Origin of the sequence: Nocardioides sp. NPDC059952 (assembly GCF_042730435.1) — a bacterium.
Lineage (GTDB): Bacteria > Actinomycetota > Actinomycetes > Propionibacteriales > Nocardioidaceae > Nocardioides.
The window spans coordinates 1-12,146 of record NZ_JBHWLY010000079.1 but is presented as its reverse complement, the minus strand read 5'-3'; the positions used below and the strand labels follow the sequence as shown (position 1 = coordinate 12,146).

General features: G+C 69.2%; 11 protein-coding genes. 9 read left to right on the top strand and 2 right to left on the bottom strand.

Annotation, left to right across the window (positions count from 1 at the left end; all coding sequences use genetic code 11):
• Nucleotides 1-50: 50 nt before the first annotated feature.
• Both purS and purQ read left to right on the top strand, forming a co-directional pair.
• Nucleotides 51-293, top strand: a complete 243-nt coding sequence (purS, locus tag ACFV9G_RS25370; protein WP_091045685.1) for a phosphoribosylformylglycinamidine synthase subunit PurS — start codon at nt 51-53, stop codon at nt 291-293.
• The gene (gene purQ / locus ACFV9G_RS25365; protein ID WP_378731242.1) at nt 290-961 is read left to right on the top strand and encodes a phosphoribosylformylglycinamidine synthase subunit PurQ; all 672 of its coding nucleotides are present in this window, start codon (nt 290-292) and stop codon (nt 959-961) included. The genes purS and purQ overlap by 4 nt, the downstream gene beginning before the upstream one ends.
• On the opposite strand, the gene ACFV9G_RS25360 is transcribed toward purQ, so the two are convergent.
• Nucleotides 927-2,177 (bottom strand): ROK family protein, encoded by a 1,251-nt coding sequence (locus ACFV9G_RS25360; RefSeq protein WP_378731240.1) that lies wholly within the window; start codon nt 2,175-2,177, stop codon nt 927-929. The two genes, purQ and ACFV9G_RS25360, sit on opposite strands and share 35 nt — an antisense overlap.
• 145 nt (nt 2,178-2,322) lie before the next feature.
• Between ACFV9G_RS25360 and ACFV9G_RS25355 the strand changes: the two genes are divergently transcribed.
• A complete protein-coding gene (locus ACFV9G_RS25355) occupies nt 2,323-5,805 on the top strand; it encodes an alpha-N-acetylglucosaminidase TIM-barrel domain-containing protein (RefSeq protein WP_378731238.1) in 3,483 nt (1,160 codons plus the stop codon).
• 66 nt (nt 5,806-5,871) lie between these two features.
• Here ACFV9G_RS25355 and ACFV9G_RS25350 read toward each other — a convergent pair whose 3' ends face one another.
• A complete protein-coding gene (locus ACFV9G_RS25350) occupies nt 5,872-7,311 on the bottom strand; it encodes an MFS transporter (protein WP_378731236.1) in 1,440 nt (479 codons plus the stop codon).
• Between the two features lie 173 nt (nt 7,312-7,484).
• Between ACFV9G_RS25350 and ACFV9G_RS25345 the strand changes: the two genes are divergently transcribed.
• The 6 genes from ACFV9G_RS25345 to ACFV9G_RS25320 all read left to right on the top strand — a co-directional run bounded on the left by ACFV9G_RS25345 (nt 7,485) and on the right by ACFV9G_RS25320 (nt 12,113).
• Nucleotides 7,485-8,036, top strand: a complete 552-nt coding sequence (locus ACFV9G_RS25345) for a TetR/AcrR family transcriptional regulator (RefSeq protein ID WP_091045698.1) — start codon at nt 7,485-7,487, stop codon at nt 8,034-8,036.
• Nucleotides 8,037-8,060: 24 nt separating this feature from the next.
• Nucleotides 8,061-8,567 carry a general stress protein gene (locus tag ACFV9G_RS25340; protein ID WP_378731233.1) on the top strand — a complete coding sequence of 169 codons (507 nt, stop codon included), beginning with the start codon at nt 8,061-8,063 and terminating at the stop codon, nt 8,565-8,567.
• Between the two features lie 101 nt (nt 8,568-8,668).
• On the top strand, nt 8,669-9,088 hold the full coding sequence (locus ACFV9G_RS25335) for a hypothetical protein (RefSeq protein WP_378731231.1): 420 nt from the start codon (nt 8,669-8,671) through the stop codon (nt 9,086-9,088).
• 10 nt (nt 9,089-9,098) lie between these two features.
• A complete protein-coding gene (locus ACFV9G_RS25330; protein ID WP_378731229.1) occupies nt 9,099-10,889 on the top strand; it encodes a M91 family zinc metallopeptidase in 1,791 nt (596 codons plus the stop codon).
• Between the two features lie 7 nt (nt 10,890-10,896).
• Nucleotides 10,897-11,487, top strand: coding sequence for a hypothetical protein (locus tag ACFV9G_RS25325; RefSeq protein WP_378731227.1), 591 nt, complete (start codon nt 10,897-10,899; stop codon nt 11,485-11,487).
• Nucleotides 11,487-12,113 (top strand): hypothetical protein, encoded by a 627-nt coding sequence (locus ACFV9G_RS25320; RefSeq protein ID WP_378731225.1) that lies wholly within the window; start codon nt 11,487-11,489, stop codon nt 12,111-12,113. Before ACFV9G_RS25325 ends, ACFV9G_RS25320 begins: the two co-directional genes overlap by 1 nt.
• Nucleotides 12,114-12,146 lie beyond the last annotated feature (33 nt).

Genomic DNA, 12,146 nt, shown 5'->3' with positions numbered 1-12,146 from the left:
GGGTGCGAACGGTTTAGGTGAGCGGCGTAGGGCCGACCTAGACTGCAGCCATGCCTCGCGTTGTCGTCGACGTCATGCCCAAGCCCGAGATTCTCGACCCGCAGGGGAAGGCCGTACTCGGCGCCCTGCCGCGGCTCGGGTTCACCGGGGTCACCGAGGTCCGTCAGGGCAAGCGGTTCGAGCTGGAGATCCCCGAGGTCACCGACGACGCGCTCGCCCAGATCGAGAAGCTGGCCGAGACCTTCCTGGCCAACACGGTGATCGAGAACTTCGTCGTTCGGGTCGAGCAGTGAAGATCGGCGTCATCACGTTCCCTGGCACCCTCGACGACGTCGACGCGCAGCGCGCGGTCCGTGTCGGCGGCAACGAGGCCGTTGCGCTGTGGCACGGTGACCACGACCTGCAGGGCGTCGACGCGGTGATCCTGCCGGGCGGCTTCTCCTACGGTGACTACCTGCGCTGCGGTGCCATCTCCCGCTTCGCCCCGATCATGACCGAGGTCATCGAGGGTGCCCAGAAGGGCCTTCCGGTGCTCGGCATCTGCAACGGCTTCCAGATGCTGGTGGAGTCCCACCTGCTTCCTGGTGGCCTGCTGCGCAACGACCACCTCAAGTTCATCTGCCGCGACCAGAAGCTGCGCATCGAGAACGCCTCGACCGCCTGGACCTCCGCCTTCACCGAGGGCCAGGAGATCGTGGTCCCGCTGAAGAACGGCGAGGGACAGTACGTCGCCGACGCCGACACCATCAATCGGCTCGAGGGCGAGGGCCGCGTCGTCGCGCGCTACCTCGACGTCAACCCCAACGGGTCGGTCAACGACATCGCCGGCATCACCAACGAGGCCGGCAACGTCGTCGGCCTGATGCCGCACCCCGAGCACGCGGTCGAGACCCTCACCGGGTCCGGCACCGACGGCCTCGGTTTCTTCACCTCGCTGGCCGAGAAGGTTCTGTCCCGCTGACCGACCAGGGGTGACCTGGCTGCACCGAGGCGATCAGGTCGTCCCAGGCTCGGCTCGCCGCCAGCGTGAGCGCGCCGGCGAGCACTGCATGGTCGGCAGGGACCAGCAGGGCAAGCTCCGGCGGGACCAGTGTGAACCGGGGCAGAAGCCGGCGAAGCTGGTCCACCAGGAACTCGCCGGCGTTGGCGACGCCTCCGGTGAGGACCACGACATCCGGATCGATCGTCAGGAAGACCGGGGCCAGCCTCTCCACCATCTTCTTGGCGACCGCCGACACCGCCGCGACGGCGGCCCGATCGCCCTCCGCGGCCGCGGCGAAGACCTGCTGGGCCGTCAGGGGTCGGTCGGCCGGCAGTGCCCCGCCCGGGTGACGGGACGCCTCCGCCCTGGCCATCTCGGCGATTCCCGCAGCGCCGAGGGCATGCTCCAGCGGCCCCCGGCCGTGCTCGTCGAACTGCACGCCGTCGGCGGAGACCGGGATCAGGCCGACCTCGCCGGCCGCTCGGTGGGCCCCGCGATGGAGGGCGCCATCGATCACCACCCCGGCGCCGAGTCGCTCGCCCCAGTGGATCACGACCAGCGTCCGGCCCGGGTGCTCGACGCTGGCCGCGATGGCGGCCAGGTTCGCGTCGTTCTCCACCAGCAGCCGCGCCGGGAATCGCTCGGCGAGGTCGGCGAAGAGTCCAGCGTCGGTGTTGCCAGGGGCGGACGGCGCTATGGTCACCCGGCTTAGCTCGGGGCCGACGACACCGGGCGACCCGGCAACCACCGCTCCGATCCGATCTTCCGGCAGCTCCGCAGCCAGAAGTACGCGATCGACCAGTGTGCTGACCTGACGTCGAACCGCGGCCGGGTCGGCGCCCGGCGGCACTCCGATCGTCTCGTGCGCCAGCGATCCACCCTGGACGTTGACGATGGCAGCCGCAACCCGGTGGGGTCCGATGTCCAGCCCGAGCACGGGCAGCAGCCCGCTGCGCAGCACGTACCGGGTGGCGGGCCGGCCGGCTCCGGACGGTTCCGACGGGGCCAGTGGCTCGACGACGGCAGCGGACGCCAGCTCGTCGATCGCCTGTGAGACCGTCGGCCGGGTCAACCGGGTGTCGGCAGCCAGCTCGGTGATGCGTGCTCCTGCCGGCCCCGCGGCTCGGACTCCTTCGAGGACCGCGGTCGTGTTGAGCCGCCGCAGCACGCCGTTTCCGCTCGACTCTCCCCTCATCGCGCGCCCCGGTTTCCGCCCATGACGAACAAGTTACCGGCTTCCTTCCTCCGTCAGTAGCCGCCGAAACCCCTTGACCGCCGTCATGTCCGGGAGGAGTATGTGCCCACATTACGAAAATGTTCTGCATAATTCTGGAGGCACGATGCCGAAGCGCCAGCGACGCAGTCAACAGGCTCATCCGACGAGCGGTCGTCGCCAACACCCGCTGCAGATCAGGGGAGTCACCCTCGGCGTCGTCGTGGCGATGCTGCTCGGTCTGCTCGGTCTGATCACCGCCACCGGCCCGGCCACTGCCGCGCCGCCCGGCTTCGCGGCTTCGTCGGGCCAAGGTGCAACGCGCCCGGCCCGCGAGGCTCTCGTCAGGATCCTCGGCAAGCGGCACGCGGCCCGGTTCGAGCTGTCGGTGCATCACGGTGACGGCGACCGGTATCGGGTCAGTGCCCACAGGGGCCGGATCCTGGTGGAGGGGACGAGCACTCCGGCGGTCCTGATGGGGGCCAACGCCTACCTGAAGAAGGTCGCCAAGGCGGACGTCTCCTGGACCGGCAACCAGACGCCGATCCATGGCTCCCTGCCTCTGCCCAAGCGCCCCATCGAGGGCACGTCTGTGGTGTTGCACCGGTTCTCCGGCAACGACACCGAGGACGGCTACTCGGGGCCGTTCCGCACCTTCGAGGACTGGCGGGAGCTCGTCGACATCAACGCCATGCACGGCGTCAACGAGATGTTCCTCCCGGTCGGGTCCGAGATGGTCTACTACCGGCTGCTGCAGGAGTACGGCTATTCCGAGACCGAGGCGCGGGCCTGGATCCCGTCGCCGGTCTATCAGCAGTGGTGGCTGATGCAGAACATGTGGAACTTCACGGACCCGGTCACTCCCGCTCTGCTGGAAGAGCGCGCCGATCTCGGCCGACGCATCGCCGACTACATGCGCTCGATGGGGATCACGCCGGTGCTCCCGGGCTACTTCGGCACCGTGCCGACCGACTTCGCCACCCGCAACCCGGGCGCCGTCACCGTCCCGCAGGGCACCTGGTCCGGTCTGCGGCGGCCGGACTGGTTGGCTCCTACGCAGCAGCTCTTCGGTGAGGTGGCCGAACGTTTCTATCAGCTCCAGAACGACGTCGTCGGAGCGTCGACGATGTACAAGATGGACCTGTTGCACGAGGGCGGGTCGGCGGGTTCGGTCCCGGTCGGCCAGGCGTCGGTCGCGGTCCAGGACGCCCTGGACGCCGCGCATCCTGGTGCCATCTGGGTTGCCCTCGGCTGGCAGAGCAACCCGCGCCAGGAGACCCTCGACGCGGTGGACCGCAGCCGGATGCTGATCGTGGACGGGCTCTCCGACCGGAACCTCGACCCGCAGCGAGACACCCAGTGGAAGGGCACGCCGTACGCCTTCGGGTCGATCTGGAACTTCGGCGGGAACTCGACCGTCGGAGCCCCGATCAAGGCCTGGAACGAACGGTTCTTCGAGTTCCGGGCCCGCCCGAACAGCGCGCTCGACGGCATCGCGATCCTTCCGGAAGCCAGCTACAACAATGCCGTCGCGATGGAGTTCCTCGCCGAGCTGCCTTGGCAGACCGGGCCGGTCGACCTGGACGCCTGGTTCGCCGAGTACGCGGATGCTCGCTACGGCGCGACCGACCCGGCGGCGCGCGCCGCTTGGAAGACGTTGCAGGACACCGCCTACTCGATCGCTCCGAACAACAACCGCTCGGCCGGGACCAGCGGTCTGTTCGCCGCTGTCCCGTCGCTGACGGCCACCCGGCCGAGCAACTACACCGCTCCCGGGAACCGTTACGACCCGACGGACTTCGCGGCGGCGCTGCCGTCGCTGTTGCGGGTGAAGCCGTCGCTGCGCACCAGCGAGACCTATCGGCACGACCTCGCCGAGATCGCGCGGCAGGTGGTCGTCGAATACTCCCACCCGTTGCTGACCCAGATCCGGCAGGCGTACGCCGAGCGTGACACGGCAGAGTTCGACCGACTCACCACCGCCTGGATCGAGGCCATCGACACCGCCGACCGGGTCAGCGCCACCCGGTCCGATCAGATGGTCGGCCCCTGGCTGGCGAAGGCTCGTGCCTTCGCCTCGTCGCCCGACGAAGCCGATGCTCTCGAGCATGACGCTCGCCGCATCCTCGCCTCGTGGACGCTGAACCTGTCGCTGACCGACTATGCGTACCGCGACTGGTCCGGGCTGCTCGACGGTTACTACGCGCCTCGGTGGGAGCGCTACTTCGACGCGCTGCGCGAGTCCCTGCGCACTGGTGAGGCACCAACAGCGATCAACTGGCAAGCGGTCGCCGACGAGTGGTCGCGGGCAACGGATCGCTACCCGACCAAGCCGCACGGTGACACCTACGCCGAAGCCACCCGTGCCTTGCAACAGATGTCCGCGGCGGACTTCGGTGCGGCTGTGTCGGTCCGCCCGGCCGGCACGATCGGCGAGGACCCGGGCACGATCGCGTTGACGGTGGTCAACAACAACCCGTTCGCTGCGCTGGAGAACATGGCGGCCCGGGTCACCGCTCCGGAAGGCATCGTCGCCACAGCGACCGGAGAGCTGCGGACGCGACTCGCCCCGGGCGGCACTGCGACGGTGAGCTGGAGCGTCGCGGCCGGCACCGAGCTGCCGTCGGAGACCACCGAGGCCGAGGTCGACCTCGAGGTGACGTACGACCAGCAGGCCGGTACGAAGCAGAAGACGGCCAGTGCGGTGCTGCCGGTCGACGGACCTGGCCGGATCCAGCTCAGCGACGTGCCGTTCTCCTCCTCGCGCAACCACGACGGGGAGCATCCGGTCGCCCGCGACACCGTGACCCCGGCGACGCCCTCCGGTGACGGTGCGCCGATCCTGCTCGACGGCACCGCCTACTCGAAGGGCCTGGGCACCAACGCCGCCGGCGAGGTTCGGTTCGAGCTGGGCCAGGCGTGCCAGCGGTTCGTCACCGTCGTCGGCATCGACGATGCGATGAACCATGCTGCCGACGGCGACGTGGTGGTGGAGGTGTGGGGCGATGGCCGGCGGATCCACGCCACACCGGTGCTGCGCAGCGGGTTGGCGACCACCGGAACCGAGGCGATCCGCCTCGACGTGGACATCAGCGGGGTGCGGCAGCTCCGGATCGTGATCGATCGCTCCGACGGCAACCGTTCCTTCGATGCGGCCTCGTTCGGGGCGCCGACCCTGGCCTGCAGCGGTGAGATTCCCACGCCGCTCAGCGAGGGCAAGCCGGCTACCGCGTCCAGCAGCGAGGGTGCGGCGAGCCCGGACCGCGCGGTCGACGCCAAGCTGCACACCAACTGGCTGTGCAACCCGGCACAGTGCTCCGGCAAGCCCGCGTGGCTGCAGGTCGATCTGGGTGACGTACGCCCGGTCTCCGGGGTCAGGGTGACGCCCTACTACGCGGATCGGCGGTCCTATCGCTACACCCTGGAGGGCAGCGTCGACGGCATCACCTACACGCCGATCGCTGCCAAGACCACGGACTCGCCGCAGACTGATGTGGGGGACTGGTATCCGGTGAGCGGGAGCTTCCGATATGTCCGGGTGACCGGTAGCGGAAACACCAGCAACGCCTATGCCTTGCACCTGCAGGAGCTGGCCGTCTACGGCGGCTGACCCTGACGTACGACTCGCCCCCGGCTCGCGATCGCGAGCCGGGGGCGAGCTTCGGTGCGCGATGACTCAGTCGACCTCGACCGCCGCCCGCCCGGGGACGTACGCATGCGACCCGGAGGGTCGCCGGAGCACGACGCTCAGCGAGGCGATGATCCCGAGCGCGCCGAGGGCGGCCGCGGCGTAGAAGGCCTCGCGCATCCCCGGGACGACTTCGCCGGGGGTGCCGTTGGCGACGTAGACCGAGGCGATCACGGCCAGGCCGATCGAGCCGCCGAGCTGCTGCATCGTCTGCACCAGACCTGAGGCCGAGCCGGCGTGGGCGGCGTCGACACCCTCGAGGCCGAGAGCCGTGGTGGAGGTGAAGACGAGCGAGGCGAAGGCGCCGTTGAGCAGGAACGGTGCCAGGACGGCGCCGGCGTACGTGCTCGACTCCGTCAGCGTGCTCAGCCACAGGAACGACACCGTCAGGCCGGTGGCGCCCAGGACCAGCACCCGCGGCATCCCGATCCGGGCCGCGATGCGAGGCGCCACCCGGGACATCGCGAAGATCATCAGGGTGAGCGGCAGGAATGCCAGCCCCGACGCGAGCGGACCCATCCCCAGCGCACCCTGCAGGTAGATCACGGTCAGGTAGAACGTCGAGAACTGTGCCCCGACGAGCCCGACCGCGGCGATGAACGCGGCGACCCTGCGGTGGCTGTTGAAGAGGTGGAGCTGCAGCAGCGGGTGGGCGACCCGGCGTTCGGTGAGCACGAGGGCGACCAGCAGGAGCAGGCCGATCGCGATCCCGCCGATGGTGCGTACGGAGGTCCAGCCGTGCTCCGGGGCGCCGATCAGCGACCAGACGATCGCGGCCGCACCACCGGTGGCGGTCACGGCGCCGACGATGTCGAAGCGTCCCGGTCGCGGCGCGGTCTCGGCGACGAGGCGGCCGACGAGCGCGAGCACGACGAGCCCGATCGGTACGTTGATGAACAGCGTCCAGCGCCACGACGCGATGTCGGTCAGGATGCCGCCCAGGATCAGCCCGATCGAGGCACCGCTGGAGGAGACGGCCGCGAAGAGCGCGATCGCCCGGGCGCGCCCGGCCTCGTCCTTCGCCGACGTGGTCAGCAGGGCGAGCACCTGGGGCGCGGCGATCGCCGCACCGAAGCCCTGCAGCGCGCGGGCGATGACCAGCAGGTCGTCGGTCGGTGCGAGCCCGCCGGCCAGGGAGAAGAGGGTGAAGACGGAGAGACCGGCGACGAACGTACGCCGCCTGCCGAAGACGTCGCCGAGCCGACCGCCGAGCAGCAGCAGGCCGCCGAAGGCGAGGGTGTAGCCGTTGAGCACCCAGGTGAGTGCCGCCGGGGTGAACTCGAGGTCGTCGGCGATCCGGGGGAGCGCGACGTTCACGACCGCCGAGTCGAGCACGATCATCAGCTGGGCGACCAGGACCAGGGCGATCCCGGCGCCGGCGGCCTTGGTGGCCGCGGGTGGCTTGGGTGGTGCCACGGTGGATGTCATTCAAGAGCTCCTGTTGGAGACGGAGGAGGAGTACAGTGAAGCGGAGGAAGTCTCCGCTTGACTGGAACACTACCGGAGGGTGTCTCCGTTTAGCAATGCATTTAGTTGCGATGGCGGTGCTTGCTGTTAACTGAGGTCCCCGCAGAGCCGCGGGAGCCACTGAGGAGGTCTGGATGAGAGCCGACGCGAAGCGCAACCGCGAGCGGCTCATCGAGGTCGCCCATGCGGTTTTCAAGGAGCGCGGTCTCGACGCACCTCTCGATGAGGTGGCCCGGCGTGCGGGTGTCGGCCCCGGCACCCTCTACCGCCACTTCCCGACCCGCGAGGCGCTCCACGAGGCGATCATGGCCACCTGGATCGAGGAGGTCTCTGCCCACGTCGAGAAGGCGATGGCGACCGAGGGCGGCTGCCGGGAGAAGCTGCTCGCCTGGTTCGAGGAGTACGTCTCGCTGCTGACCCGCCACCAGGGCGCCGCCGCCAAGATCACCGCCTCCCTGGGCTGCCAGGACTCCCCGCTGCGCACCAAGTGCCAGACCTACGCCGACGCCAACGAGAGCGTCCTGACGGAGATGGCCGAGCACGGCGTGCTCCGCGAGGGTGTCGACAACCTCGACGTGTGCCGCCTCCTCGGAGGTGTCGCGACCATGGCCGACCACTCCTCGCTCGAGGCCAAGGACGTACGTCCCATGCTCGACGTCATCGCGAACGGCGTCCTCAAGAACTGACCTCGCCTGGGGCACACTGGGGGTATGTCCTTCACCTCGCCGGTCAGCGGCCCGCAGAGCCCGCTGAAGCTGGAGTTTCCCCAGTCGCTCGCGACCTATGACGACTACGCCGCCGCGCAGAAGACGGTCGACTTCCTCTCCGACAAGGAGTTCCCGGTCGAGAACTGCATGATCGTCGGCACCGAGCTGAAGCAGATCGAGCGGATCACCGGCCGCCTCACCTGGAGCAAGGTCGCCCTCGCCGGCGTCCTCTCCGGCGCCTGGCTCGGCGTCTTCGTCGGCCTGATCGTGTCGCTCTTCGGCAACGAGAACTTCCTCTTCATCCTGCTGTCGACGGTGCTCCTCGGCGTCGTCTTCGGCCTCATCTGGTCGCTGATCGGATACGCCGCCACCCGCGGCACCCGCGACTTCTCGAGCGTCAAGGTCATCGTGCCGACCAAGTACGAGGTCCTCGTCGAGCACAAGGTCGCCGCCCGTGCCCGCGAGCTCCTCGCCGAGCTCCCCGGCGCCCTCCCCAACCCCTTCTCCTGATCGGTCACCTCCGCCCTCGTCTCGAATCCTGAGACAGGCGCCGCGTTCGCGTGTAGTCACGCGTGTTTCGGGGAAGAACTCCACTGGCGAAGGAGGCCCCGATGTCATCTCAGATCAACGTACGTCCCGACGATCTCGTCAGGCTCGCCGACCGTTGCATCGACTGGGCGATGGACCTGACGGCTGCGACCACGGACAACGCCGGTGCCCTCGAGGTCGCCTCGCGGGATGCCGGCAACACCCAGGGCGGCTACGACACCACGGCTGCCCACGGCCCGCTGGTCGAGGCCGCGTCCAGCGCGCTCGAGTCGTTCGCGGCGGTCTTCGAGGCGGACGCCGATGCCCTCATGCTGTGTGCGTTCGACATCTCCGCGACCGACGAGGATGTCGCGCGGGCAGCCCGGTCCAGCAATTCGCTGCCCCCGGGACCGACACCCCGACCGCCGGAGCCGTCGCCGGGTCCGCCGCCGCCCTCACCCACGCCGAGCCCGTCCCCGGGCCCCACGCCGACCCCGCGCTGAGGAGAACGAGATGTCCGAAGGCACCTGGAAGCTGTGGGACGACGCGGCGTCGATCGACGACGCGTCGCGAGGCTGGACCTCGATCGCGAAGGCGCTCGACGGCGTCACCGAGGCGTTCATCGGCGGCTCCAAGGGCGTGGTCGCGGACTGGGAGGGCCAGACCGCCGAGTCCTACGAGGGGCACCGCAAGACGCTCCTGACCGACCTCGACAAGGCGCGCGGGCTCGCCGACAAGGCCTCCTCGGCGACAGCTCGGATCGCCGGCACCGTACGCATCGCCCAGGGTCACCTCGACCAGTCCTGGGCGACGGTGGCCCACATCCCGCACCAGGGCAGCCCCTCGGGCGACATTCGTTTCGAACCGGAGACCCCCGAGGACAGCAAGCTCGTCACCGACGCCATCGCGAGGGCCTCCGAGATCCGGGCCGGGCTCGACCGCGACCTCAACGCCGACTGCCAGGTGCTGGTCGACACCACTGCTGCCTGGCAGGGGCTGTCGACGAGCATGGCCGCGATCGCCGAGTCGGGGCAGGACCCGTTCCACCTCCCCGCCGACGTCGACTCGGTCGGCATGATCAACGTCGACGGAAAGACCTACATCAACACCGGCAGCGGCGATGACGTGGTCACGGTCGGGATCAACCCGCTGACCGGGAGACAGGTCGTCACCGTCAACGGTCAGATGTACGACGTACCTGCCGGCAACGAGATCGTCATCCGCGCCGGCGAGGGCAACGACGAGATCAACGTCCCGCAGGGCACCAACGTCAACCTCTCCCTGCTCGGTGGCCGAGGTGATGACCGGCTCAACGGCGGCAGCGGGAGCGACCGCATACTCGGTGGCCAGGGTCGCGACCACATCTTCGCCGGCGACGGCGACGACCAGGTCTCGGGTGGCACGGATCGCGATTACATCGACGCCCAGGGCGGCAACGACCTCGCCACCGGGGCCGGCGGGGACGACACCGTCTACGGCATGGCCGGAAATGATCGGATCAGTGGCGGTCGCGGCCAGGACTATCTCGAAGGAGCTGACGGCGACGACATGCTCGTCGGTGGCGACGGCAACGACATCGCCTCCGGTGGTGACGACAACGACCGGATCCACGGTGGTGCCGGCGACGACGTGAGCTACGCCGGGCGGGGGACCGACACCACCTACGGTGGCTCGGGTGACGACAAGGCCCACAGCGAGTCGGGCGACACCGACGAGGACGTCGAGCAGCACGTGACCGTCCAGATCACCGAGGTCCCGGAGTGGATCAAGATCGAGGGTTCGCCGGAGTTCGTCGCCCGGACCCGTGCGGACCTCGAGATGTTGGCAGCCTCGCCCACGGGTCAGCAGATGCTCGCCGCGTTGGACCGGAGACACGACGACTCGGGCGTGCTGGGGATCGGGCAGGAGAACCTGACCATCCGCGAGTACGTCGGTGAGACTCCGAACAGCTCGGCATCCGACGGGCCGATGGGCGGCAACGAGATCAAGTACATGCCGGACATCGACACGATGCACACCGGCAGCAGTCAGACGCCCGTCGATGGCCCGCCGGTCGCGGTGCTCTACCACGAGATGGCGCACGTCTACGACTACATGCACGACACGCTCGAGCCCGGCGAATACCACGGTGACGACCCTGAGAACCAGGGGACGAACAACCGCGAGCGCGAGGCTGCCGGTCTGCCCGTCGACCACGACAACGACCCGAGCACGCCGGAGCAGATCGACCCGGACCATCCCTACGTCTACACCGAGAACGGGCTCCGCGACGAGATGGGGGCACCGCACCGTGACCACTACTAGGTTGATGATGCTCGCATCGCTGCTGACGGCCGGAGGTCTGGTGATGAGCGGCTGCGCGAAGGTTCCCGAGGGGGAGCGGGAGATCGGGGGGGTCCGGTTCGAGTCCGAGATCGCCACGGCCGGCGACGCGCTGGAGATCAGCTATCGGGTGGTCAACGACGCGGACACCGACGTCTACGTGATCGACTCGGTGCCGACGTACGCCAACGGGGCGCTGCAGCCGGCGTCGGCGGACACCGTCTACGTCCTGGGCAGCGGCGGGAGCCGGGCCGAGGTGAGCAAGCGGGTCTTCGCGCTGCCGGACGACACGTCGTTCGCCCAGATGCCGGCGGTCGGTTGGGCCAAGCTCGCGTCGGGCGAGGAGCTGAAACGCGACGTACGCGTGCCGCTGCCGCTCGAGGAGTATCGCCCGTTCACCGACGACTCGGTCCCGGAGGTCCCGGACCCGGTCGAGGAGGTCATCTTCTGCGTCGGTGTCCTCGACCTCCGCGACCTCTACTCCGAGGGCGTCCCGGCCGACGTGACCGGCCTGGCACACTCAGACTCGGCCGCCGAGTCCCAGCAGATCTTCTGCTCCGATCCGGCGTCCCTGGGCTGATGACGCGGGTCGGCGTGCTCGCGGTGGCGCTGCTGCTGATGTCTCTCGGTGGGTGCGCCGAGGACTCGCCCTACGGAGAGTTCGGTCCGTCCAGCTTGGCGCCGGAGCCGGAGGCGACGTTGGAGGCCGACGTGACGGTCAGCGACACCGAGGTCCGGGTGAGCTACCGGTTCGCCAATGACGGTGACGAGCCGTTGATGCTCATCAACCGGCCGGGCGTGGCGGTGGGGGCCGGCGTCCGCTATCGGGAGGACGCGGCGTATGTCACCGAGGATGCCGATGACGGGGCGCTGTTGTCGCAGGCGCTCTTCGGGTTCCCCGACACCGATCAGACGTGGGAGTCCATTCCACGGGTCGGGGTCACGGAGGTGGCGCCGGGTGAGGCCGTCGAGGTCGACGTGAGGTCCGCGTTGCCGCTGACCTGGTTCCACCCGTTCGGAACCGACCTCGGAACGGGGCCGATGTCGATCCCGAGCGATGTCGACGAGGTCCGGTTCTGCCTCGGCGTGGTCTCCCCGCCCTTCCCGGAGTCGATGACGCCGCGGACCGAGGAGGACGGGACACAGACTGTCGGACACGCGAGCGCCGAGCAGCACCTGTTCTGCTCGGCGCCGGAGGAGTTGTGAAGCTGAGAGTGGTCTATAGGTCACTCTCAGCTC